Annotated in this window: 22 protein-coding genes; 11 read left to right on the top strand and 11 right to left on the bottom strand. The window is 40.0% G+C overall.

The window, feature by feature from the left end; translation table 11 throughout:
* Positions 1–3: 3 nt before the first annotated feature.
* The 4 genes from HNW13_RS21305 (at position 4) to rnd (ending at position 4,775) form a co-directional block, all read left to right on the top strand.
* Entirely contained in the window at positions 4–786 is a 783-nt protein-coding gene (locus tag HNW13_RS21305) for a methyltransferase (RefSeq protein ID WP_243756366.1), read from the top strand.
* Positions 787–807: 21 nt separating this feature from the next.
* Entirely contained in the window at positions 808–1,701 is an 894-nt protein-coding gene (locus tag HNW13_RS21300) for an alpha/beta hydrolase (protein ID WP_192116083.1), read from the top strand.
* 198 nt (positions 1,702–1,899) lie between these two features.
* Positions 1,900–3,573, top strand: a complete 1,674-nt coding sequence (gene fadD, locus HNW13_RS21295; RefSeq protein ID WP_182743674.1) for a long-chain-fatty-acid--CoA ligase FadD — start codon at positions 1,900–1,902, stop codon at positions 3,571–3,573.
* 89 nt (positions 3,574–3,662) lie between these two features.
* Complete coding sequence (gene rnd, locus HNW13_RS21290; RefSeq protein ID WP_101087579.1) at positions 3,663–4,775, top strand: ribonuclease D; 1,113 nt, start codon at positions 3,663–3,665, stop codon at positions 4,773–4,775.
* 132 nt (positions 4,776–4,907) lie between these two features.
* Here rnd and minE read toward each other — a convergent pair whose 3' ends face one another.
* The 3 genes from minE to minC are packed head-to-tail and all read right to left on the bottom strand — an operon-like array spanning position 4,908 to position 6,673.
* On the bottom strand, positions 4,908–5,168 hold the full coding sequence (gene minE / locus HNW13_RS21285; protein WP_011637201.1) for a cell division topological specificity factor MinE: 261 nt from the start codon (positions 5,166–5,168) through the stop codon (positions 4,908–4,910).
* Between the two features lie 2 nt (positions 5,169–5,170).
* Complete coding sequence (gene minD, locus HNW13_RS21280) at positions 5,171–5,980, bottom strand: septum site-determining protein MinD (RefSeq protein ID WP_011637202.1); 810 nt, start codon at positions 5,978–5,980, stop codon at positions 5,171–5,173.
* A gap of 27 nt (positions 5,981–6,007) precedes the next feature.
* Positions 6,008–6,673: a septum site-determining protein MinC gene (minC, locus tag HNW13_RS21275; RefSeq protein ID WP_101087580.1), complete on the bottom strand. Its 666-nt coding sequence runs from the start codon at positions 6,671–6,673 to the stop codon at positions 6,008–6,010.
* A gap of 119 nt (positions 6,674–6,792) precedes the next feature.
* On the opposite strand from minC, the gene HNW13_RS21270 reads away from it, so the two are divergent.
* The 3 genes from HNW13_RS21270 to HNW13_RS21260 all read left to right on the top strand — a co-directional run bounded on the left by HNW13_RS21270 (position 6,793) and on the right by HNW13_RS21260 (position 8,580).
* Positions 6,793–7,071, top strand: coding sequence for a YcgL domain-containing protein (locus HNW13_RS21270; RefSeq protein WP_101087581.1), 279 nt, complete (start codon positions 6,793–6,795; stop codon positions 7,069–7,071).
* Between the two features lie 31 nt (positions 7,072–7,102).
* Positions 7,103–8,071, top strand: coding sequence for a lytic murein transglycosylase (locus tag HNW13_RS21265; protein ID WP_162022932.1), 969 nt, complete (start codon positions 7,103–7,105; stop codon positions 8,069–8,071).
* A 62-nt stretch (positions 8,072–8,133) separates the two neighbouring features.
* The gene (locus tag HNW13_RS21260; protein ID WP_162022933.1) at positions 8,134–8,580 is read left to right on the top strand and encodes a YcgN family cysteine cluster protein; all 447 of its coding nucleotides are present in this window, start codon (positions 8,134–8,136) and stop codon (positions 8,578–8,580) included.
* Positions 8,581–8,649: 69 nt separating this feature from the next.
* On the opposite strand, the gene dsbB is transcribed toward HNW13_RS21260, so the two are convergent.
* A complete protein-coding gene (gene dsbB / locus HNW13_RS21255; RefSeq protein ID WP_192116082.1) occupies positions 8,650–9,159 on the bottom strand; it encodes a disulfide bond formation protein DsbB in 510 nt (169 codons plus the stop codon).
* Between the two features lie 116 nt (positions 9,160–9,275).
* The gene (nhaB, locus tag HNW13_RS21250; protein ID WP_192116081.1) at positions 9,276–10,862 is read right to left on the bottom strand and encodes a sodium/proton antiporter NhaB; all 1,587 of its coding nucleotides are present in this window, start codon (positions 10,860–10,862) and stop codon (positions 9,276–9,278) included.
* A gap of 588 nt (positions 10,863–11,450) precedes the next feature.
* Here nhaB and fadR point away from each other — a divergent pair.
* Positions 11,451–12,170: a fatty acid metabolism transcriptional regulator FadR gene (fadR, locus tag HNW13_RS21245; protein WP_101087586.1), complete on the top strand. Its 720-nt coding sequence runs from the start codon at positions 11,451–11,453 to the stop codon at positions 12,168–12,170.
* A 133-nt stretch (positions 12,171–12,303) separates the two neighbouring features.
* Here the strand turns inward: fadR and HNW13_RS21240 are convergent, their stop codons facing one another.
* The 4 genes from HNW13_RS21240 to sodB form a co-directional block, all read right to left on the bottom strand.
* A complete protein-coding gene (locus tag HNW13_RS21240) occupies positions 12,304–13,815 on the bottom strand; it encodes a SpoVR family protein (RefSeq protein WP_192116080.1) in 1,512 nt (503 codons plus the stop codon).
* 9 nt (positions 13,816–13,824) lie between these two features.
* Positions 13,825–15,090 (bottom strand): YeaH/YhbH family protein, encoded by a 1,266-nt coding sequence (locus tag HNW13_RS21235; RefSeq protein WP_162022936.1) that lies wholly within the window; start codon positions 15,088–15,090, stop codon positions 13,825–13,827.
* 64 nt (positions 15,091–15,154) lie between these two features.
* On the bottom strand, positions 15,155–17,089 hold the full coding sequence (locus HNW13_RS21230; protein WP_162022937.1) for a PrkA family serine protein kinase: 1,935 nt from the start codon (positions 17,087–17,089) through the stop codon (positions 15,155–15,157).
* A gap of 297 nt (positions 17,090–17,386) precedes the next feature.
* On the bottom strand, positions 17,387–17,971 hold the full coding sequence (sodB, locus tag HNW13_RS21225) for a superoxide dismutase [Fe] (RefSeq protein WP_011637213.1): 585 nt from the start codon (positions 17,969–17,971) through the stop codon (positions 17,387–17,389).
* A gap of 234 nt (positions 17,972–18,205) precedes the next feature.
* On the opposite strand from sodB, the gene grxD reads away from it, so the two are divergent.
* Positions 18,206–18,547 (top strand): Grx4 family monothiol glutaredoxin, encoded by a 342-nt coding sequence (gene grxD / locus HNW13_RS21220; protein WP_101087590.1) that lies wholly within the window; start codon positions 18,206–18,208, stop codon positions 18,545–18,547.
* A 123-nt stretch (positions 18,548–18,670) separates the two neighbouring features.
* On the opposite strand, the gene HNW13_RS21215 is transcribed toward grxD, so the two are convergent.
* A complete protein-coding gene (locus HNW13_RS21215; protein ID WP_101087591.1) occupies positions 18,671–19,900 on the bottom strand; it encodes a uracil-xanthine permease family protein in 1,230 nt (409 codons plus the stop codon).
* Between the two features lie 238 nt (positions 19,901–20,138).
* Between HNW13_RS21215 and HNW13_RS21210 the strand changes: the two genes are divergently transcribed.
* Positions 20,139–21,236, top strand: a complete 1,098-nt coding sequence (locus tag HNW13_RS21210; protein WP_101087592.1) for a DUF2066 domain-containing protein — start codon at positions 20,139–20,141, stop codon at positions 21,234–21,236.
* Between the two features lie 154 nt (positions 21,237–21,390).
* Positions 21,391–22,101, top strand: coding sequence for a DnaA inactivator Hda (hda, locus tag HNW13_RS21205; protein WP_059745344.1), 711 nt, complete (start codon positions 21,391–21,393; stop codon positions 22,099–22,101).
* A gap of 113 nt (positions 22,102–22,214) precedes the next feature.
* Here the strand turns inward: hda and HNW13_RS21200 are convergent, their stop codons facing one another.
* On the bottom strand, positions 22,215–24,164 hold the full coding sequence (locus tag HNW13_RS21200) for a hypothetical protein (RefSeq protein WP_192116079.1): 1,950 nt from the start codon (positions 24,162–24,164) through the stop codon (positions 22,215–22,217).
* Between the last annotated feature and the right edge of the window lie 43 nt (positions 24,165–24,207).

Genomic DNA, 24,207 nt, shown 5'->3' with positions numbered 1-24,207 from the left:
AGTATGCCCGATAAAAAAGTGACAGCACCGCAGGTTAGTTCTGCCCTTGCTAAAGCAGTGGCCAGCGAGTTTCGTACTGCAGATAATAAACTACGTGACCAATATCGTCATCCTGCTGAAACATTAGCGTTTTTTGATATTAAGCCTGAACAAACTGTGATTGAACTATGGCCAGGTGGTGGTTGGTATGCTGAAATTTTAGCGCCATACCTAGCTGAAAAAGGCCAATATGTAGCTGCTAATTTTGAAACTAATCCTGCAACAGACACGAATCAAAGTGCTTATTACAAATCAGCGGGTTTGAAGTTTGAAAAATGGGTTAGCGATAACAAAGCCAGCGTAGGCAATGTACAGTTTGTAACGCTTGATCCACCGGCTAAGTTTTCATTGGGTAAAGATAATTCTGCAGACCACGTATTAACATTCCGTAACTTGCACAATTGGGCAATGAAAGGAGAGTTGGAAGGTGTGTTTAAAGCCGCTCATGACGTGTTAAAAGTTGGAGGCTCATTAGGCATTGTTGAACATCGTGCCAATATCGGTATGGCTGCAGAAAGTGGCTATATGGATCAAAATCAAATGGTTGAGTTGGCCAATAAATACGGTTTTGAATTAACCGGCAGCTCTGAAGTGAATGCCAATCCTAAAGACACTAAAGATTATCAAAAAGGTGTGTGGACATTACCACCGCGTTTAGCTATGGGTGATCAAGATAAACAGAAGTATCTTGATATTGGTGAAAGTGATCGTATGACAATCAAATTTACCAAAATAGCCGCTAAATAATTTTTGCAAAGTGAGCCAACAATGTTGAACATTGATGTAGAAGAAATTCAATTGCCGTTGGCTCATATTACTCTTGCAGCTAAACGTTATGGTCAAGCCGACAAGCCAGTGATTTTGGCTTTGCATGGTTGGCTTGATAATGTCGACAGTTTTATCCCCTTAGCGCAGGCCTTTGCCCAGCAAGAGTTATTCGATAAATTTCAACTGATGTGCATCGATTGGCCAGGGCATGGATTATCAGATCATCGCCCAGGGCGTTATCCGTTGCATTGGGTTGATTATATTTACGATCTGCAAGCCGTGATCCATACCCTGTCACAAGAAACGGGTCCCATTATCTTATTGGGCCATTCGCTCGGCGGCATTGTGGCGTCAGCTTACAATGCATGTCTTGCTGACAACATCCATAAACTCATATTAATAGAAGCCTTGGCACCGTTATCTGAATCTGCCACACAGGCTAAAGATCGCTTACGAAAAGGCTTACAGCAACAACAACGCTTTAATCGTCAACTCGCCAGAGTCACTCCAACGTATTCTTCAATGGATACTGCGATTCAGGCTCGCCATCAACTCACTGGATTAGCATTACCATGGTGCGAAATGATCACCAAACGTAATATGGCTACCACTGATGGCCATTATTCTTGGCGTAGTGATCCTCGGTTAAAATTAGATTCACTTAACCGTTTTACCTTTGAACAGGTTGACGCTTTGATGACAATAAGTGACACGCCTTCGTTACTCATTGTTGGCCATGATGGCTATAAACAATTAACAGTATCAACAGAGCAAGCCAATAAATGGTTTTCCAATATTGATATCGTTCATTTAGCCGGAGACCATCATCTTCACATGGGGAATGCTGACCTGGTTGCTAAATCGATTGGAGCATTTATTCTAAATAGCCGCTAGCCATAGGTGAAAACGCTGTTATTTTTAGTTTATTTATGTGATTATGATCGAAAATTAAAACACTTGTATGATTTAGTTCATGACAAGCAACATAATAAAGCCTGCGAAAACAATATTAATGATACGCAGACAATAAAATATTTTACCACTGACGGGGAATGCACGTCTTAGCACAGTGGGCATTATTAGGAGACACCTGTGGACCAGCCTTGGATTAATAATTTACCTGAACATGTTCCGGCCGAAATCGACCCATCTCAATTCAGTTCTTTAGTACACATGTTCGAAGATGCAGTAGCAAAATATGCTGACCAACCTGCATTTATTAACATGGGTGCGACGATGACGTACCGTAAACTCGAAGAGCGAAGTCGAGCATTTGCTGCATATTTACAAAACGAACTGCACTTAAATAAAGGCGACCGTGTTGCCATTATGATGCCCAATTTGCTGCAATATCCTATTGCTCTGTTTGGTATTTTACGTGCGGGTATGGTGGTGGTTAATGTTAACCCACTGTATACGCCACGGGAATTAAAACATCAATTAGTCGATTCGGGTGCAAGAGCCATCATTGTGGTGTCTAACTTTGCTAACACTCTAGAAGAAATTGTTGATCAAACACCAATAGAGTCGGTCATTATCACTAACCTTGGTGATCAGCTCAGCGCACCCAAACGCACCTTAGTGAATTTTGTTGTTAAATACATTAAAAGATTAGTACCAAAATATCATTTACCGCATGCATTATCATTTCGCGATGCGCTCTCTAAAGGCCGACGCCTGCAGTACATTAAAGCCGATATTAGCGGCGAGGATTTGGCCTTTTTACAGTATACCGGTGGAACTACAGGGGTATCTAAAGGTGCCATGTTAAGCCATAAAAACGTAGTAAGTAACGTTTTACAAGCTAGTGGCGCTTATTCTCCAACGCTTGATGATGGTGCTGAGTTTGTGGTGACAGCATTGCCTCTTTACCATATTTTCGCACTGACAGTTAACTGTTTATTGTTTTTACACAAAGGCAGTAAAAATCTTCTGATCACTAACCCTCGAGATATCCCAGCATTTGTGGGTGAACTTAGAAAGTACCCGTTTACGGTATTAACGGGTGTTAATACCTTATTCAATGCTTTGGTTAATAATGAAGAATTTACTCAACTTGATTTTTCTGGTTTAAAATTGTCTATTGGCGGCGGGATGGCGGTGCAGCGCGCCGTTGCTGATAAATGGCAAAACCTTACTAAGACACGTTTACTCGAAGGCTATGGTTTAACTGAAGCATCACCATTGGTCACATGCTGCCCCTATAATCTCAGTGGGTACAATGGCTCTATTGGTTTTCCTGCGCCTTCAACCTTCATTCAGATACGTGATGATGATGGTAAAGTATTAGCCCAGGGTGAAACTGGTGAGTTGTATGCTCAAGGCCCGCAAGTGATGCAAGGCTATTGGCAGCGTCCGGAAGAAACGGCCAGTGTGATTGATAAAAACGGTTGGTTAGCCACTGGTGATATTGGTTATATGGATGAAAAAGGTTTCTTTTTCATTGTCGATCGTAAAAAAGACATGATTTTAGTGTCAGGTTTTAACGTATTTCCGAATGAAGTGGAAGAGGTTGTTGCCCTACACCCTAAAGTTATCGAAGTCGCTGCTGTTGGCGTTCCCAATGATGCCAGTGGCGAGTTAGTGAAGATTTTTGTGGTAGCAAAAGACAAATCATTAACCGAAGAAGAACTGATTAAGCACTGCCGTCATCATTTAACGGGATATAAAGTTCCTAAGCTGGTAGAATTTAGAGACGAATTACCGAAAACCAATGTGGGTAAAATTTTACGCCGACAACTTCGAGATGAAGTTAACAAAGCGTAAAATCAAAGCCGGCAACTAAGCCGGCTTTTTTATGTTTGGTTGTTATCAGCTTATCGTATTGCTCACACCTTTTTTTAGCGGAGCCTATTTTGTTAACGTTTGAATATATCAGTGATGATGCCAGCCTGTTGTCATTAGTTGAACAATACCAACAAAGCACCTTGCTGGTGCTAGATACTGAGTTTGTCCGCACTCGAACCTATTATGCTAAATTAGGCCTTATTCAAGCCTATGATGGCAAAACTTTAGCCTTAATTGATCCGGTTGCAATTACCGATTTAAGCCCATTTTGGCAGTTATTAACTGACCAAAATATTGTCAAATTAGTGCATTCATGCAGTGAAGATCTCGAGGTGTTTGCTCATTATGGTGAATGCCAACCAAGCCCTTTATTTGATAGCCAAATAGCGGCAAGCTTTGCTGGTTTAGGCCACGGATTAGGTTATGCCAAGCTCGTTGACGCATGCTTGCAAGTCGAAATAGATAAAGGCGAATCACGTACGGATTGGATGAATCGTCCACTGTCTGATGCGCAATTACAGTATGCGGCTAATGATGTGTTTTATTTATATCAATTATACCCTCAGCTGCAACAGAAGCTTGCTGCGGACAATCGTCTTGAATGGTTGTTTGAAGAAGGTCAGCGTATGACTGAAGGGCGCATGTCATTGCCAGAAGGCGACAGCGTTTACCTTAAAGTCAAAAATGCATTTCAATTATCGAGTCAGCAGCTAGCCTATTTAAAAGTATTGGCGAAATGGCGTCTAGCCAAAGCGGTAAGCCGCAATCTAGCGCTGGGTTTTGTGGTAAAAGACCATGCATTAATTGCATTAGCCAAAAAACAACCGACCACACTGGCGGAATTGAATAGTTTAAATGACTTAACAGATCAAGAGAAACGTATTCACGGCAAAGATTTATTAACAGTTATGGCGACGGCAGATTTAATTAATCTACCTGAAGAAGTTGATGTTGTTGCGCTTAAGTCAGGTTATAAATCAGCTTTTAAAGAAGTTAAAACAGTCTTAACTGAATTATGTGAGCGTGAAAATGTCGCATTAGAATTTGTTGGTTCTAAGCGCCATATTCATGAATTTCTATTATGGTTGTATCACAACAAACAAACACCAACACCGATACTCTTGGTCGGTTGGCGTGGGCAGTTGGTAGGTGATTTACTAGAGCCAGTGCGCTTTAGTTAATACAGCTTTAGTTAATACAGCTTTAGTTGATACCGCTTTAGTTAATGCAATTTATCAACATACCAAAAAAGGATACTCGCATAATGCCAGTATCCTTTTTTGTGTTAAGCAGAGTAGGGTGACCTTGGCTGATTACTTTGAATCAGGTAAGGTAACGTTTAACTCTAACACCGATAAATTGTCATCGTTTTGGTCAAGTTGCACAGAGACTTGGTCATCTGATATTTGCACATATTTACGGATCACTTCGATGATTTCTTGTTTCATCTTTGGGAAATAATCAGGTGCACCACGTTCACCACGTTGATGAGCCACAATAATTTGTAATCGTTCTTTTGCCAATGATGCGGTATTGGGCTTTTTACTGCTTCTAAAATAATCAAGTATCGACATAGTTAGCTCCCAAATATCCTTTTAAGGAATCCCTTTTTTTCTTCTGTAATAAATCGAACAGGTACATCATCACCTAATAAGCGTGCAACCGTATCGCCATAAGCTAAACCTGCATCACTTTCTTGATCAATAATGACCGGTACACCAGAGTTTGACGCCTTCAGTACCGATTGAGACTCAGGGATCACACCGAGTAATTCAATGGCTAATATTTCCTTCACATCCTCAACACTGAGCATTTCACCCGTTTTGACCCGCGCAGGAGAGTAACGAGTTAACAATAAATATTCTTTTATGGGCTCTAAAGACAATTCCGCACGACGTGAACGGCTCTGCAGCATGCCTAATATACGATCTGAGTCACGTACAGAACTCACTTCAGGGTTAGTGGTAACAATCGCTATGTCGGCAAAGTAAAGCGCCATCATGGCACCTTGTTCAATACCCGCTGGTGAATCACAAACAATATAATCGAAATCTTTGGCTAAATTTTCAAGTACCCGGCCAACGCCTTCTTTAGTGAGCGCATCTTTATCGCGTGTTTGAGACGCGGGTAAGATAAACAGTTTGTCGCAGCGTTTATCTTTAATTAACGCTTGGTTCAAATTAGCTTCACCATTAATGACGTTAACAAAATCATATACGACTCTGCGTTCACAACCCATAATCAAATCAAGATTACGTAACCCAATATCAAAATCGATAACGACAGTTTTCTTTCCTTTTAAGGCCAATCCGGTGGCAATTGCTGCACTGGATGTTGTTTTACCCACACCGCCTTTACCTGATGTGACAACAATAATTTGCGCCATTTATATTTATATCCTTGTATTTGCCGATTATTGGGGCAATGATTCAACAGTAAGAGATGCGCCTTCAAGGCGAACACAGCCTCTTTGACTTAGATCGTATTGTTGCAAATGTTCTGTCAACCAATACTGTCCAGCAATCGATACTAATTCTGCTTCTAACGAGTTAGCGATAATCACACTTTGATTATCTCCCGCAGCACCCGCCATGGCTTTCCCACGAAGAGCACCATATATATGGATGCTACCATCAGCAATGACTTCAGCGCCATTACCAACCGCACCAAAAATGATTAAATCAGCATTTTGTGCGTATATTTGTTGTCCAGAACGCACATTTTGTTTAACAATTTTAGTTGCTCGTACAGGCAACTCAGCTTTGCGGGCTTGTTTACCCGATTTAACCACTGCAATTGCCATACTTTTTGCTTGTTCAATTTGTTCTGGGCTGGCATCGGTAATGCCTACAATAATAAGATTTCGGTCAATTAATAATTGTTTTAGTGCATTAAAATCAATGTGAGTATGCTGAATGGCTGATAAATTTAATACCAAGGGGGCGCCCAAAAAAAACTGGGGAGCTTGAGCCAATTTGTTGTCTAATTCAGCCGCAATGATATCGAGATCGTTATGATTGATATGCAGTACTGATAAGGTAAAAGACGTGGCCTTTAATTCGAGATTTTGTTTAGCCATCCCGGCGTGATTCTCCAATACTTCAGCGATAAACTGATTTACAATTATTTTCTTGTGCCACCATGTTATAGTGTGCTTAGTTGACTATCAAGTTTGAACCTTTGGAAATTTACACTAAAATGATATGTGCAGTATATAAAAGCGGTCGAAGAGCAGATACTTACCTTTTTGTCAAAAAACGTGATGTATTTGATGACGTTCCTGAACCGTTAATGGAAATGTTTGGTTCAAAGACATTAGTGATGATTGTACCTTTATCTAAACGAGATCATTTAGGTATCGCTGATATTGACAAAGTTAAGTCAGCATTAGTAGAAAAAGGCTATTACTTGCAAATACCACCACCGCAAATTAATTTACTCGAACAACATAAACAAGAATTAGCTTTTAAGAAATAAGCTCATTCTTAAAGGAGTAATCAAGACGAATATGATTCAAAAAATCATTTTATGTGCATTTTGTTACTTCATTTGTTCTAATATTGCCATGGCAGAAGACAGCCGTGGCGAATTTTCCGACTATTTGTTGGAACTACAACAAAGGGCAATAGCCACTGGCGTTAATCAACTGACAGCAGAACGCTATATTGCTAATATTAAAATCTTCAAAAAAGCCAGCCTCAATACCCATTCAGATGAATCACAAACATTAGAACACTTTATTCCCCAAGCTGTACCTGAAATTACCGTGAGTACAGCCAGAGCAATGTTTCAGCAACATGAATCACAAATAGAAAATATTAGCCGAACTTATCAAGTTCAGTCCCGATTCCTGATGGCATTATGGGGGATGAACTCTCGATTTGGAGAGCGAACAGGACGTTTTTCTGGGTTATCTGTTTTAGCCTCACTGGCTTATAAAGGCGATAAAGAAGCTTTTTACATTAATGAATTTATTGCAGCGCTCAAGCTAATCGAACAAAAAAATATTACCGAAGATTTATTGCAAAGTTCTTCATCAGGGGCGATGGGACAGATGCAAATGATGCCTAGCCAGATACTCCAATACGGTATAGATGCCGATAAAGATGGCATCATTGATGTTTGGAGCAGTATGGATGATGCCTTTGCATCTACGGCTAATATGCTACATCAACAAGATTGGCAATATGATTCTACGTGGGGAAGACAGGTAAAAACGACAATGATGTTAGATCCAAACTTACTTGGTTTACAATCACATCACACATTTCCAGATTGGCAAGCCTATGGTGTCAGGCGTTTTGATGGTGCAGATTTACCCCAACGTAATGACATGGAAGTATCATTAATTGCGCCGGATGGACCCAAAGGCCGCTTTTATTTAACTTATAATAATTTTCGATTATTACATCAATTTAATAATTCTTTGTACGATACGCTGGCAATAACCTACCTTTCTGAGAAAATTAAACAGTAAATTGTACCGTTTTAGGTGTAAAATGCGTGAAAATTTAGACAATAAACTACTTTAGACATAAAATGATGACTCAGTTTTGGATAACCACACCTTTAGAAAACATGACCCCCGAACAATGGGAGTCTCTTTGTGACGGCTGCGGTAAGTGCTGTCTAAATAAAATCATCGATGATGAAACGGATGAACTTTATTATACCAATGCCGCCTGCCATCTATTGGACAACGATACTTGTGGTTGCCGTAGATATCCTGATCGTTTTACTTATGTGCCTGAATGTACTGCCATTACGCCTGAGAATATTGCTGAGCTGACTTGGTTACCCGATAGCTGTGCTTACCGACGTTTGCATGTTGGCAAAGGCTTACCTAGCTGGCATCCGTTATTGACTGGAAATAAACAGGCTATGCATGCAGCGGGTATTTCGGTACAAGGTAAAACCGTAAACGAAATGAAAGTGAAGTATTTGGAAGACTGTATTGTACTGTGGCCGATGCTAGACGTTGAATAATCAATTCTTCAAATATAAAAAAGACCTCAATGAGGTCTTTTTTATATTTGATTTCGAACTTTTGCTGATTTATTTTGCAGATTTAAGTGCAGGTAACAACATCAACAACCAAATAACACCATAAACAGCAAAACCAAGCATCATCCATTGTGCCATGCTGACAGACAGCCACGACCATGGTGAGTCACTACACATGCCTGTTGGCGAGAATACTGAAGGTAACCAGGTGTCTAATGGCATAAAACTGGGGAATTCGGGGTAAAAAGAACAAGTCGCAAACGGTGAAGGATTAACTTGCATCTGGTTTAGATCATAAGCTAATTTGAAGCCCCAAACCGCCGATACAGACCATCCAGCCATACCCACAAATCGTAACAACCACGCTTTAGGTTGTAGTATCCCTATCAGCGCTGCCAGAATAATACCGAGTACAGCAACCCGAATATAAATGCACATGACACACGGCGCTAGATCCATTCCATATTGAAAGAAAAGGGCTGCCAATTCCAATCCAATGGCGGACAATAATAATAAACCCCAAGACAAACGGTTATGGCAAAACTGCTGTAGTTGCGACAATTTCAGTTCCTAATAAATGTGTTAACAGATAAAAAAACACCCTCAAATGAGGGTGTTTACACAAACAATAGAGACTTTAAGATAATTTATCTACTAAGTCCAATAAGCTGATTTAATTAATGACCCATTGTCGCGCCACTGATGTCTTTGGCTGAGTGGTGGATAATTAATTGAGTTTCATAAAGTAAATCAGTCATGTCGACTAAGAAACCTGACTCAATGGCCATCACGCCCACAATTGATAATACAATCGTATAAGGCAACGCCATCCATACCATACGGCCGTACGATAAACGAATAAGCGGTGCTATGGCCGAGGTTAACAAGAATAAGAACGCTGCTTGTCCATTCGGCGTAGCCACAGAAGGTAGGTTAGTACCGGTATTAATTGCCACAGCAAGTAAATCAAATTGATCTCGAGTGATTTGGCCACTCATCAATGCTGCTTTCACTTCATTAATGTAAACAGTTCCCACAAATACGTTATCACTGACCATAGATAACAAGCCGTTAGCGATGTAAAAAATCACTAACTGCATATTGCCTTCATAACCTAATGCCCATTGGATCACTGGAGCAAACAGTTCCTGGTCAATAATCACACCAACGATGGCAAAAAATACCGCCAATAGTGCAGTGAAAGGTAAAGCTTCTTCAAATGCTTTACCCAAAGAATGTTCGTCGGTTATACCATTAAACGCAGTGGCTAAGATGATGACTGATAAACCAATGAGGCCAACAGAAGCTAGGTGAAGTGCTAAACCAGCAATTAACCAAATACCAATAAGGGCTTGGATAACCAATTTCATTTTATCTTGATTGGTTCTGTGCGAGTCTTCATGAGTGGCGTAATCAGTTAAAATCTTATGTACTGCATCAGGTAATTGTGCACCATAACCAAAGACTTTGAATTTTTCGACAAGAAAACAAGTGAATATACCTGCAACCAATACTGGCATTGTCACTGGCGACATCCGTAAGAAAAACTCACCAAACTGCCAATGGGCTTGGGCCGCAATGATTAAGTTTTGTGGTTCGCCAACCATGGTGCAAACACCACCAAGAGCGGTACCAATGCCTGAATGCATTAATAAATTACGTAAGAATGCTCGGAACGATTCTAATTCTTCATTGTTTAACTGTTCAGTTGTTTCAGATGTATGGTCGTGACCATCATTAAAACTCTTTCCTGAAGCCACTTTGTGGTAGATAGAGTAAAAACCAACGGCAACAGCAATAATAACCGCGATGACCGTTAACGCATCTAAGAACGCAGATAAGAATGCCGACGCAGTACAAAACATCAATGAAACGATGATTTTCGAACGTACTTTGGTAATCATCTTGGTAAATACAAACAGTAACAACTGCTTCATAAAGTAAATACCAGCGACCATGAAGACTAAAAGTAACAATACTTCTAAGTTTGCTTCAATTTCATGTAGAACTTGCGAGGGAGATGTCATGCCAATAAATACGGCTTGAATTGCGAGCAAACCGCCGGGCTGAAGTGGATAACATTTAAGTGCCATTGCTAGAGTGAAAATAAATTCAACGACTAGCACCCATCCAGCGATAAATGGACTGACATAAAAAAACAGCAGGGGATTTATTACTAAAAATGCCAAAATTGCGTATTTGTACCATTTAGGTGAATTGCCTAAAAAGTTTACAAATAGCGCCTGACTTTTGGTTACAGGCATATCAGCCTCTCCGATATTGTTATTGTGGCAGTATTGTTACCATTTTTTGATAGCTTACAATACATCATTATTTTCAAATAGATTTGGGAGAATAGAGGCAACTCAGATTAGAAAACTTGATAAGCATCAATTTTTCGTTAATTGAGTTTAAAATTCAATTCGATTGAACTGAGTATTTTGGCCAATTACTCTCTGTTGAATAAAGATATCTTGTTATAGCAAACAATGTGTTAGCAAAATAGTTTACTCACTAACTACGTATGGCTCTTATTTTCATCGCTAGTGTAGCTTAAAAAAAATCGAATTGTAACGCTGTTATTGTCGTTAGAATTAACACGTAGCGTTAACAAACTAGCTACATCATTATATACTAAACTTAAAGAGTTCTATCAGATAAATTGATGATATGTCGATGATTATAGTGGTTTAATGTGATGAATATTCAATTATTGATTTTTGCTCAGTTTAGTTGTTTGAAAATCAATCGTAATGAGCGTAGTGATTAAACAATGGTTTTTATTTTCTACCGCTCTGGTATGATCAGTCACAATAGTTTCGCCATTGTTTAGCAATAGGATATGAAGGCTGATGATCATCAATGCCAAAGGGCCAGCGAGTTTTGCCGAGAAATATATTGTTCGTTCCATTTGGGAAAACAAATTTCCACCGGGATCAATTTTACCTGCTGAACGTGAGCTCTCTGAACTTATCGGTGTTACTCGAACAACGTTAAGAGAAGTGTTACAACGTCTTGCTCGAGATGGTTGGTTGAAAATTCAACATGGTAAACCTACCCAGGTGAATAATTTTTGGGAAACGTCTGGGTTAAATATTTTAGAAACCATTGCTGATTTAAATCCGGATGGTTTTCCACTACTTGTCGACCAATTAATGGCTGCTCGTGGTAACGTAAGCAACATTTACTTTCGGGCCTCCATTCGCCACAATCCTGAAAAAGTAGTTGATGTATTAGCGGGTATTCATAGCTTAGAAAATGATGCAGAAGCGTATGCTACATTTGATTACCAATTGCATCATACATTAGCTTTTGCATCAGGTAATCCATTGTATGTATTGATTTTAAATGGTTTCAAAGGTCTTTATAATCGTGTTGGTCGATATTATTTTTCGAGCCAAGAAGCTCGTGAATTAACCATGCGTTTTTATGTCAAACTTGAAAAGTTAGCTAAAGATAAAAATTACTCTGACGTACCAGCATTAATGCGTATCAATGGTATCGAAAGTGGCAAAATGTGGCAAAAATTACGTGATGATTTACCTGCTGAAATGGGTCATGATAAATCCTAGTGAATTAGTGAATTAGTGAATTAGTGAGTAAAACCTCTCATTTACACTTAAAAAAGAGCCAATTAAATCGATTGGCTCTTTTTTATAGCATAAATCATCTCGTTCAAACCACAGATTGTAAACTAGATAGACTTTATGCTGCCGTTTCTGGACACATTGATAAGGTACTAACAATGCCTAAGTCATCAAGTTGCTCCAAGGTGACATTAAATCCCCATAATCGATGTAAATGCTTTAATACCTCTTGATGGTTGTTTGCCAGCGGGATGCCGTCAAATGGTATGTAGCGTAAGATAATTGACCTGTCACCGTTCACTTGCACTTGTTGTACTTGTATATTGGGCTCGATATTCGACAGATTATATTGTTGTGATAGGGTGTTGCGAATATCTTGGTAACCTTGATCATCATGAATGGCCGATATTGATAGTTGACTGCGTTTTTCATTATCTAAAATACCAAATAGCTTAAAGTCACGAATCACTTTAGGTGATAAATATTGGCTAATAAAACTCTCATCTTTAAAGTGTTTCATGGCAAAGTGAACCGTTGTCAGCCAATCGCTGCCTGCAATGTCTGGAAACCATTTTCGATCTTCTTCAGTGGGGGTTTCGCAGATGCGTCTGATATCGATAAACATTGCAAACCCTAAAGCATAGGGGTTTATGCCACTATAATGTGGACTATTATAGGCAGGTTGAGCGACCACTGCGGTGTGATTTTGCAAGAATTCCAACATGAAACGGTCGGTAACTTTATCGGTATCATATAAGCGATTGAGTATGGTGTAATGCCAAAAAGTTGCCCAGCCTTCGTTCATCACTTGGGTTTGCTTTTGTGGGTAAAAATATTGCGCCATCTTACGTACTATGCGCACCAATTCACGTTGCCAAGGTGCTAATAATGGTGCATTTTTTTCAATAAAATATAAAATGTTTTCTTGAGGTTCACTGGGGAAAATAGCCGTCGTTTCAGGGGTGTCTGTTTGTGGTGATGTAGGCAGCGTTCGCCATAAGTCATTCACTTGGCTTTGCAGATAATCTTCACGCTCTTGTTGTCTTGCTTGTTCTTCTTTGAGTGACACTTCAGCTGGACGTTTGTAGCGGTCTACACCGTAATTCATTAATGCATGGCAAGAGTCTAAGGTCAGTTCAACTTGCTCTACACCATAACGTAATTCACATTCACGAATATAATTCTTAGCAAAAACTAAATAATCAATAATCGAACTGGCATCGGTCCAGGTGTTAAATAAATAGTTATTTTTAAAAAAACTATTGTGGCCATAACAGGCGTGAGCCATAACCAATGCTTGCATCGTGATGGTATTTTCTTCCATTAAATAGGCGATGCAGGGGTCGGAATTTATCACAATTTCATAAGCTAACCCCATTTGGCCGCGCTTGTAGCCTTGTTCTGTTTGGATAAACCGTTTACCAAATGACCAATGAGTGTAACCAATGGGCATTCCTATCCCTGCATAGGCATCCATCATTTGTTCCGCGGTAATAATTTCAATTTGATTCGGATAAGTATCAAGTTTAAAGAAAGCCGCGGCCTGTTCAATTTCATATTGATATTGTTGCAGTAAATCAAATGTCCACTCGGGACCATCATCTAACGGGTTACGTTTATGTTGAACCATGATAGCCTCCTATATAGCTTGTTTTTTAAAGAGTTCACGGAAAACGGGATAGATATCTTCAACTTGGTGAATATGCTGTACCGCAATGTTGTCAAACTGCTGTTGTAACTGTTCATATTGATGCCACAAGGTTTGATGAGCCCGATGACTGATTTCGATGTAACTGAAATAGCGTACTTTGGGCAGAATATGTTTTGCTAATATTTCATGGCAAGTGGGGGAGTCGTCGGACCAATTATCGCCATCAGAAGCTTGAGCTGCATAGATATTCCATTCATTTTCAGGGTAACGAGCTTGTTGTATTTCATGCATCAGTTTTAATGCGCTTGATACTATGGTTCCGCCGGTTTCTTGTGAGTAAAAAAATTCGTGTTCATCGACTTCTTTTGCCTGTGTATGGTGGCGAATATATACTACCTCGAGGTTCTGATAACTGCGGGTCAGAAATAGATACAATAGAATATAAAAACGTTTAGCCATATCTTTGGTAGCTTGATCCATCGAACCTGACACATCCATTAAACAAAACATCACCGCTTGACTAGAAGGGACTTCGCGTTTCGCATAGTTGTTATAGCGTAAATCAAAGGTATCGATAAAAGGTACTTTAGCGATTTGCTGCTTGAGCACTGTTATTTGCTCTTTGATGGCTATAATCCGCTCGGCTTGAGCGCCAGGAGTATCTTCTAATACCGCAAGTTCGGCTTCCAATGCCTGTAGTGCTTTCTTTTTCCCGCCGCTCATGGCGATGCGTCTAGCGAGTGATGAACGCAGTGATCTGACAATATTGATATTGGCGGGTACGCCATCATTGGTGAAGCCTGCGCGATAGGTTTGATATTCAACCAATTTATTAAGGCGATTATTCTGTAAGTTTGGCAGTTCGAGATCTTCAAACAACAATGCTAAATATTCATCTTTTGAAATAGTAAATACAAAATCGTCGTCACCTTCGCCACTATTTGAGGCATCGCCTCGACCTGCACCGCCTTGGCCATCTTTAGGCCGTTGAATTTGGTCTCCACGATTAAATTGATCATTGCCAGGATGAACTCTGTCCCTTATTCCACCTTGTCCTTGCCTAAAAACGGGCTCACTGAGATCCCGCTTGGGAATACTAATCTGTTCACCTTTATCAATATCCGTAACACTTCGGCGTGTTACCGCATCACCGACAGCTTTTTTGATTTGTTTTTTATAGCGTTCAATAAAACGCTGCCGATTAACAGTGCTTTTTCCTTTTGCGTTGAGTCGTCTATCAATAAAATTTGCCATACGTCGCTCCCAAGTCTTATGTTTGGTAGCGCCCTGGTCAGCGGCGCTACCAATTATTGGGTGTCTACGATGATTTACGCACTCGTAAATACCATTCTGACAATAGTCTGACTTGTTTTTTGGTGTAACCTTTTTCCATCATGCGATTAACAAAGTCGTCATGCTTACGCTGATCGTCATTCGATGTTTTGCCGTTAAACGAAATAACGGGCAGCAAATCTTCAGTGTTGGAAAACATTTTTTTCTCAATCACGGTGCGTAATTTCTCATAGCTAGTCCACAGAGGATTATTACCTTCATTATTGGCTCGAGCACGTAAGACGAAGTTAACAATTTCATTGCGGAAATCTTTTGGATTACTGATCCCCGCTGGTTTTTCAATTTTCTCCAATTCAGCATTTAAGGCACCACGATCAAAAAGTTGTCCTGTTTCTGGGTCGCGATATTCTTGATCTTGGATCCAAAAATCAGCATAGGTAACATAACGATCGAAAATATTTTGTCCGTATTCAGAATACGACTCAAGGTAAGCGGTTTGGATCTCTTTACCGATAAACTCAACATACTTAGGGATTAAATAACCTTTAAGAAACTCTAAATATTTCTCACTTATATCGTTAGGAAATTGTTCTTGTTCAATTTGCTTTTCCAGTACATAAAATAAGTGGACTGGGTTTGCGGCGATTTCTGCACTGTCAAAATTGAATACTCGTGACAAAATCTTAAATGCAAATCGGGTCGATAGCCCTTGCATGCCTTCATCTACGCCAGCATAGTCACGATATTCTTGGTAGGATTTCGCTTTGGGATCGGTGTCTTTTAAGCTTTCACCGTTATAGACGCGCATTTTAGAATAAATAGACGAGTTTTCGGGCACTTTTAAACGCGATAACACGCTAAATTGTGCCAGGGTTTCTAAGGTCCCAGGAGCACAAGATGCAGTGGATAATTCAGAATTAGCCAATAATTTTTGATAAATTTCCATTTCTTCAGATACCCGCAAACAATAGGGCACTTTGACAATATAGACGCGATCTAAAAACGCTTCGTTATTTTTATTATTCCTAAACGCGGACCATTCTGACTCATTAGAATGGGCCAAAATAATACCGTTATACGGCAAGGCCGATAAGCCTTCAGTACCGTTGTAATTGCCTTCCTGAGTCGCAGTCAATAATGGATGAAGTACCTTAATGGGGGCTTTAAACATTTCAACAAACTCCATCAACCCTTGGTTTGCACGACATAACGCACCTGAGTAAGCATAAGCGTCGGCATCATCTTGTGAAAAATGTTCTAACTGACGAATATCAACTTTACCCACCAAAGCAGAAATATCTTGGTTATTTTCGTCTCCGGGTTCTGTTTTAGCAATACCGATTTGATCGAGCACCGATGGATACACTTTTACGACTCTAAATTTTGAGATATTACCACCATACTGGTGTAAACGTTTTACTGTCCATGGTGACATAATCGTTTTGATATAACGACTTGGTATGTTGTATTCGTTTTTGAGTAGTTCACTGTCTTCTTCAGGATCAAACAGACAAAATGGGTGGTCGTTGACAGGACTACGAACGCCATCGGCAGTTAATATGTAAATCGGCACTTGTTGCATTAATGCTTTGAGTTTTTCGGCCAGCGATGATTTACCGCCACCGACAGGGCCTAAGAGATATAATATTTGCTTTGACTCTTCTAAGCCTTGAGCAGAATGTTTCAAGTAGGCCACGATTTGTTCAATCGCATCTTCCATACCATAGAAATCTTTAAATGCGGGATACTGTGCAATAACACGATTAGAAAAAATCCGACTTAAAATTGGATTTTTTGCTGTGTCAATAATCTGCGGTTCACCAATGGCCATGAGTAACCGTTCGGCAGCAGACACATAGGCACTTCTGTCTTGTTTACAGATATCGAGAAATTGCTCTAAGGTATATTCTTCGTCACGTTTTTTTTCATAGCGTTGTTGATAGTGCTCAAAAATGCCCATAGTAACCCCCTCAAAACGTACAGTTGTATGACGTAAAAAGCCTGAGTGATGAATGCGATGGTCAAGAATGTAATGTTAAATCTGTTAGCGCAATATTAGGCTTTACGACTAAAGTGTAGGACAGGGTAAATAACTTGGCGAAGTTTTAATGAAAAATAAATCAAATAAAAACAATAACAAACAGTAGCATTTGCAATAGTTGCAAACATAGTCTGATGATAGGCAGCGTACTTTAGGCGGATAAAATGACAAAAAAAGGAGCCAGAAGGCTCCTTTAGTTTTTGCAGTTAATCGAAATTAAGCAGCAAAATTCTTATTAACAAATTCCCAGTTAACAAGCTGCCAGAAGTGAGCTAAATATTCTGGACGTGCGTTACGGTAATCAACGTAGTAAGCATGTTCCCATACATCTACAGTTAATAGAATCGTAACAGACTCATCTGTTAACGGTGTAGCAGCATTGCTAGTGTTAACAATCGCTAATGAACCATCAGCTTTTTTCACTAACCATGTCCAAGCGCTACCAAAGTTATTTACTGCAGAATCAGTAAATTTAGCTTTGAATTCTTCAAAAGAACCAAAAGAAGCATTGATAGCAGCAGCGATATCGCCAGTTGCTTCGCCGCCAGCATTAGGTGCTAAGCAGTTCCAGTAAAAAGTGTGGTTCCAAACTTGAGCCGCGTTGTTGAACATACCGCCAGTTGAAGTTTTAACAACTTCTTCTAGTGTTTTGCCCGCAAACTCAGTTCCTTCAACTAAACCGTTTAGTTTAACCACATATGTGTTGTGATGCTTACCATAATGGAACTCAATGGTTTCTTGAGAAATGTGTGGTTCAAGTGCGTTCTTTGCATAAGGTAATGCTGGTAATTCGAAGGCCATTAGTATCTCTCCATGGATTCAGGTTATCGTTTTGTTTACCCATCAGGTAACATTGCTCTATTGCTATTGTACTGATTATTTTTGTGATGTGAATCATTGTTTAGGGAATTATGTGGATTGCAGTAATCGATTTTATGGATTTTAGATAAACCCTACAAACTGTGGCATTTTGTTCTTAGTCTAGGTGTCGTACAATAGACATTATGTATTCAGTCGTCGTACTTAGGAAATCAAATGGAAACTGTAGAAAAGATTAAACAGCAAATTACCGAAAACCCAATTATTGTGTACATGAAAGGTTCACCTAAATTACCAAGCTGTGGATTTTCATCTCAAGTTGCTCAAGTGATGATCAACTGTGGTGAACAATTTGCGTTCGTAGATATTTTACAGCATCCAGATATTCGTGCTGAATTACCAAAATTTGCTAACTGGCCAACATTCCCACAATTATGGGTAGAAGGCGAGTTAATTGGTGGCTGTGACATTATCACTGAAATGTTCCAAAAAGGTGAACTTCAACCAATTATTAAAGCAACTGCTGATAAATTCCGTACAGAAGACGCAGCAGAGTAATTGCAGATGATTGAGTGTTTACGCACTCAAAAAAAGCCCCAAAGCGAAAGGCTGTTGGGGCTTTTTATTATTTTTTAAAACATGTACTTACAAAGCAGTGCTTCTGCATGCGGTTACAGAAAGTTACTTTTCAACCTGTGGCTTTTTCACGGCAGGTAAAATCAAGTTCATCAAAATAGCAACAATACCGCACAAACTTATCCCCGTTAAGCTAAACGAGCCAATACCAAACGCCATTCCGCCAATACCAAACACCAACGTTACCCCGACAATACTCAGATTACGAGGTTCAGATAAATCGACTTGATGACGAATTAAGGTATTTAATCCAACAGCTGCAATCGAGCCAAATAATAAGCACATAATACCGCCCATTACCGGTACAGGTATGGTTTGCATCATGGCACCCAATTTACCGACAAAAGCTAGGGTTATCGCAGTGATGGCTGTCCAGGTCATGATCCGTGGATCAAAACTTTTGGTCAGTGTAACCGCACCGGTTACTTCACTGTAAGTGGTATTAGGCGGACCGCCCAATGCCGACGCTGCTATCGTAGCAATACCATCGCCAGTAAGGGTGCGATGTAAACCAGGCTTTTTAAAATAGTCTTTACCCGTCACGTTAGAAATGGCTAAAATATCGCCGATATGTTCAACCGCTGGTGCAATGGCAACTGGGATCATAAATAGAATCGCATGCCAGTTAAATTCTGGGGCGACAAAGTTTGGCATGGCTAACCAAGCCGCTTGAGTAACTGGGGTGAAATCGACAACACCAAAGGCTAAGCTCACACCATAGCCAACCAATATACCCGCCAGAATAGGCATTAGTCGGACCAATCCTTTAGCAAAAATCGCTACGATTATGGTGGTCATTAATGCCGAAAGTGAAATCGTTAGCGCGACATTTTGCTCTACGATGATCAAGCTTCCATCACCACTTTTACCTAATGCCATATTGACGGCTACAGGCGCTAAGCCTAAGCCAATGATCATAATGACTGGGCCGACAACAACCGGAGGTAATAAAGTATGTATAAATCCAGTGCCACGAAGTTTTACTGTTAATCCAAGTAGCATATACACCACGCCAGCAGCCATTAAACCGCCCATGGTGGCAGGAATACCCCATGTTTGTACGCCATATAAAATGGGCGCAATAAAGGCAAAGGAAGAAGCGAGGAATACAGGTACTTGACGTTTAGTGACTAATTGAAACAGTAGGGTACCGAAACCGGCTGTAAATAATGCGACACTGGTGTCTAAACCCGTTAATAACGGCATTAGCACGAGTGCCCCAAAAGCGACAAATAGCATTTGTGCGCCTTGAAGCGGAATTAACACGCGTTTCATATTGTTCTCCATCATTATTTAGAAAGTTAGCGTGTGATTAAACGGCGCGAATTGTCACATAAAAGCGATAATATGCATAACAACTTTGAGGACGCTGTAGCGATTATTGTTATTTGATATGGCTACAATACTGGGTCAATTTGGCGGCAGTAAAAAAGAGTTTTCGTTATCCATTACTCGATAGAATTTTATTATGATATAATTTGTTCACTTATATTTGCTGCGTTTATGTTATCAGATGCTGAAAAAACTAATTAATCTCATTACGTTACCACTAATTGCGTTAACCTCGATTACGCTTGTGCATGCTGCTGAAGTGAGCAAGCTTGATGAAGCCGATATTACGGTAGCTTCACGCGCAAACGATGTGAAAAATAACGCCCTTAAAGAGGCATTAGCTGCCGTTTTCTTAAAAAACTCTGGTCTGCCGAGTGTAGTATTAAACCCATTGGTAAAAGACCAAATTAATAACCCAGAAGTCATTTTGACTCAATACGGTTATTATGAGAAAAATGGTGAACTCATGCTCAAAGCCAGCTTTGACCATCAACGGGTTATTTCAACGTTACGTCAAGCCGGTTTACCTGTTTGGGGCAGTCAACGACCATTAACCTTGTTATGGATGTCGGTTGATGAAAATAATGAACCGTCTATTTTAGCTGATGCTTCTTCAGCCGATATTCGATCAGAGTTGGCTCAAGAGTCTAATAATAAAGGCATTCCGTTATTGCTGCCTATTATGGATTTGGATGATGTGATGCAAGTGAGTATCACTGATGTACGTGGAATGTTTACTGATGTGTTAGCTAATGCATCTACCCGTTATCAAGCTGATTACTTCGCTATTGCCAATTTGGATACTCAAAGCAGTAACGTTCATTTCACCATCAAATTATTTGATAAAAATAGAACTAATGGTGTACTACAGCCGTTAATTTCACAACAGGGTGAAGCGACGGATTATCAACAAGCCACGAAGCGAATGATGAACATTCTGGCCGATTATTATATTAGCCAGTTTGCCATAGCCTCGACAGGCAGTGATGTAGCTACCCAAGTCAGCTTTACTGGGTTAAACAACATGACTCAAGTGGTAAATATTGAAACCTATCTTCGTCAGCTTAGTGCGGTGAAATCCCTGAAACTTAGTCAGTTTAAGGGTGAAGCAGCCACTTATACGATAGAATTGTTTAGCAGTGTAGATGATTTGCAACGATTGCTTAATATTGATAGTCGGTTATCAAAATTAGATACCGTTGGCAGTGTGGAGTCATTTTATGAGTCTAAGGCCGATAATTCTACGCCTAAATTACTTTATCAATGGTTGGGCCAATAAGTATTATCAAAAGGTGCGCTGTACACTTTAATTGTACAGCGTGAAATGCTATACCGAGGTGATCTTTATGTGCAGGATTCTTGCTGATACTCGCATAATTGACGGATTTAGGTATAATAACGTTAGTTAGTTTATGATTTTGAGACCTATCTGAGTGACACAAAACTCACCAAGACAATTATCTTTACCCGTTTATCTACCTGACGATGAAACCTTTCAGAGTTATTATCCTGCTTCGGGTAATGATGAGTTGATCCAGAAACTTCAAGCTAGCGCTGAAGGCAATCTAGCGTCTTCTTTGTATGTATATGGCCCAGAAAAATCAGGCCGCACGCATTTAATGCATGCAGCTTGTGCCCTTGCCAATGACCTAGAACGCCGCACTCTCTATATCCCATTAGGCATTCATGCGAGTATTTCACCGGCATTATTTGAGGGCCTAGAATCTCTGGAATTGATTTGTATTGATGATATAGAAGCCATAGCGGGTCATCCTGTATGGGAAGAAGCTATTTTTCATCTATATAATCGTATAGCTGAGCAACAAGATTGCCGTTTAATTGTTAGCGGAAAGGCATCACCTTCTGAAACGGGGTTTTTATTGCCAGATTTGGTTTCTCGTATGCAATGGGGATTAATCTATCAATTACAACCAATGGCAGACGATGAAAAGCTCGTGGCCTTGCAGCGCCGAGCGGCAATGCGTGGTTTGCAGTTGTCTGATGAAGTAGGGCGCTTTTTACTGACGCGAATGGCGCGTGATTTACGCACCTTGTTTGATGTACTCGATAAACTCGATAAAGCTTCTATGGTACATCAGCGTAAACTGACTATTCCGTTTATAAAAGAGATGTTGAGACTTTAATACCTTAGGTTTTAATTCTTTAGGCAAAAATTATCGTCATCAGTCTACGCAATCACACAATAAAAAACGCCAAATGAATTCATTTGGCGTTTTTTATTGTGTGATTCAATGGTTTATTGCTTCACGTGATCACTGCCACTAAATTGCAATGGTCTAGTCTCAGCAGTGTTTTTTTCAGTTTGTGATGAGATTTTCTGTGGTGATTGTGATGGATCAGTTGTTAGCACCAAGTTTTGTGCCCAAGTTTGGCCTTTAACTAACGCTACTGGTGCAGGTAAACCGTCCATCACTTGGCTAACATCAACTTCAGGCAGTATTTGGCTCAAGACGTAGCTAGCGCGATCGTATAACTCAGGTTGACCGACTCGGCCGCGTTGGCCCCATTCAACCACAATCGTCGAGCTCGTCTCAATTTCTGGTTTGTCAGTAATGGCGATATCACGCAAAATACCATATCGATGGCTCATCATCACTTCTTCAAACAACATGGCAACATCTTCTCGTGTTGATGAATAGGCATAATCATCGTTGGCGAGGTCACTTGAGAAAAATAGCGCTACATCACTTGGAGTATAGGCTTTTTGGGTGTTATTTGCAGATTCACCGGCATAATTTACTTTTGCAAGACCATACATCTCATTACTGGTTAATGGATAGCGGATGTTAAGTTGGTCTGATGTCATCTCTTTACCATCAAAACGACGATTAAATTCGTCTTTTAAAGTAGGGCCTTGAATATTGGCATGCATGTTTTGTGGATAAAAATCATTTGCATGAGCCAGTTCATGATACAAGAGCCTGGCTAGGTTAGAAGACATATTCTCCATGGTACGGTTAGTACGGTTGCCTATTTCTATATATTGACCAGCATAATCGTTGTTTTTGACATAACGATAGGGAGATAAATAATTCAGGTCTTCACCAAAGTTGCTGCGATAATCAGGCGTTTCATTAATCGTATCTCGCTGGGCAGAAGTTAGCCACAGGTATTCAGGATCAAGATATATTGCTCCTATAAAACCAGTATAAAAGGCTGGTCTGATATCGTAACTGATGACGACAGCCGTCACTGATTGCAACAATTCTACAAAGTCATTATGTGTTTGTGCGCGTAAATAGGCTTCAAAGTTTGCCCCCATCCAGTCGTGCGACACAAGAACTCTGTCCATAATAGTATCAATCGGATCTGGCTTAGTATCTTGGCTAATAAAGGGCAGCTCGTTAAGAATATTACATTGATTGACTAGTTGGTTCGAGTAAACACAATAGGCCAGATTATTAGCATAAGGTGAGTTAGGCTTGTAAGGGTGCATTCGTGCAATGGGGTAGCTGAAGTAGGCGTCCGATGGGGCGTTTTTTTCTTTGGTTACGAGTAAATTGACGTCATCACTAATGGTTTGGCCATCAAATGTGGCAGTGGCTTTAAGACTGAATAATTGATCGGTATCGACGTTTGGCGCAACAAAAAGTGGCCTATTTATGTCACTCAAATCCACGTTGGTAAAGGCTTTATTATTAGCACTCGGATACATGCACCAACTAATATTTTCAGGTACTTGGCCGTTTATATTTTGTATACGTAAACTCGCATCAGTTCTATTCACCATTTGATGATCGCTATTAATGCGTAAAATATTGTCATTAGAATCGGCAGTAATTGATATCGTTTCTTCAATGTTGATATTACCGCCAGAGACAGTCACCTTAAAAGCGTAATCTTGGTTACTTGTGGGTGTGAATGCTAATACTTGGCTATTAACTGCAGCTAGTTCAAGACTGGGTCCTGATATCTGCTGCCACAAAAATGATTTGCCAATAGTGTCTTGTTCATTAAGGTTGGCAATAATGCTGCCAGGCTTGTCTTTGGCATAATGCTGTTCAAGGGTAAAAGCCAATTGAGAGTTTGTGTCGGTAATTGAATAAGTTAAACTTTCACTGCAGATTTCGAAAGTGGATGAGGTAGGCACACCTTGATCGTTATTGTCTGAATCTCCTCCGCAGGCGCTAACGAATATGGCACTGGCTAAAAGGCTATAGATCCCTAAATTTTGCGATAACTTCATTAAGCGACTCCATGTCTATTTTATTATTATTTAACAATACATT

This window comes from Shewanella sp. BF02_Schw, assembly GCF_014596695.2.
Taxonomy (GTDB): domain Bacteria; phylum Pseudomonadota; class Gammaproteobacteria; order Enterobacterales; family Shewanellaceae; genus Shewanella.
Note: the sequence above shows the minus strand (reverse complement) of the source record. Positions and strands in the feature narration are given on the sequence as shown.

What these genes read in the sequence shown, in the direction of transcription:
- HNW13_RS21305 (WP_243756366.1), top strand. Translation starts at nt 4, where the DNA reads ATGCCCGATAAAAAAGTGACAGCACCGCAGGTTAGTTCTGCCCTTGCT.
- HNW13_RS21300 (WP_192116083.1), top strand. Translation starts at nt 808, where the DNA reads ATGTTGAACATTGATGTAGAAGAAATTCAATTGCCGTTGGCTCATATT.
- minE (WP_011637201.1), bottom strand. Translation starts at nt 5,168, where the DNA reads ATGTCGATACTTGATTATTTTAGAAGCAGTAAAAAGCCCAATACCGCA.
- minD (WP_011637202.1), bottom strand. Translation starts at nt 5,980, where the DNA reads ATGGCGCAAATTATTGTTGTCACATCAGGTAAAGGCGGTGTGGGTAAA.
- minC (WP_101087580.1), bottom strand. Translation starts at nt 6,673, where the DNA reads ATGGCTAAACAAAATCTCGAATTAAAGGCCACGTCTTTTACCTTATCA.
- HNW13_RS21270 (WP_101087581.1), top strand. Translation starts at nt 6,793, where the DNA reads ATGATATGTGCAGTATATAAAAGCGGTCGAAGAGCAGATACTTACCTT.
- HNW13_RS21265 (WP_162022932.1), top strand. Translation starts at nt 7,103, where the DNA reads ATGATTCAAAAAATCATTTTATGTGCATTTTGTTACTTCATTTGTTCT.
- HNW13_RS21260 (WP_162022933.1), top strand. Translation starts at nt 8,134, where the DNA reads ATGATGACTCAGTTTTGGATAACCACACCTTTAGAAAACATGACCCCC.
- nhaB (WP_192116081.1), bottom strand. Translation starts at nt 10,862, where the DNA reads ATGCCTGTAACCAAAAGTCAGGCGCTATTTGTAAACTTTTTAGGCAAT.
- fadR (WP_101087586.1), top strand. Translation starts at nt 11,451, where the DNA reads ATGATCATCAATGCCAAAGGGCCAGCGAGTTTTGCCGAGAAATATATT.
- HNW13_RS21240 (WP_192116080.1), bottom strand. Translation starts at nt 13,815, where the DNA reads ATGGTTCAACATAAACGTAACCCGTTAGATGATGGTCCCGAGTGGACA.
- HNW13_RS21235 (WP_162022936.1), bottom strand. Translation starts at nt 15,090, where the DNA reads ATGGCAAATTTTATTGATAGACGACTCAACGCAAAAGGAAAAAGCACT.
- HNW13_RS21230 (WP_162022937.1), bottom strand. Translation starts at nt 17,089, where the DNA reads ATGGGCATTTTTGAGCACTATCAACAACGCTATGAAAAAAAACGTGAC.
- sodB (WP_011637213.1), bottom strand. Translation starts at nt 17,971, where the DNA reads ATGGCCTTCGAATTACCAGCATTACCTTATGCAAAGAACGCACTTGAA.
- grxD (WP_101087590.1), top strand. Translation starts at nt 18,206, where the DNA reads ATGGAAACTGTAGAAAAGATTAAACAGCAAATTACCGAAAACCCAATT.
- HNW13_RS21215 (WP_101087591.1), bottom strand. Translation starts at nt 19,900, where the DNA reads ATGAAACGCGTGTTAATTCCGCTTCAAGGCGCACAAATGCTATTTGTC.
- HNW13_RS21210 (WP_101087592.1), top strand. Translation starts at nt 20,139, where the DNA reads ATGCTGAAAAAACTAATTAATCTCATTACGTTACCACTAATTGCGTTA.
- HNW13_RS21200 (WP_192116079.1), bottom strand. Translation starts at nt 24,164, where the DNA reads ATGAAGTTATCGCAAAATTTAGGGATCTATAGCCTTTTAGCCAGTGCC.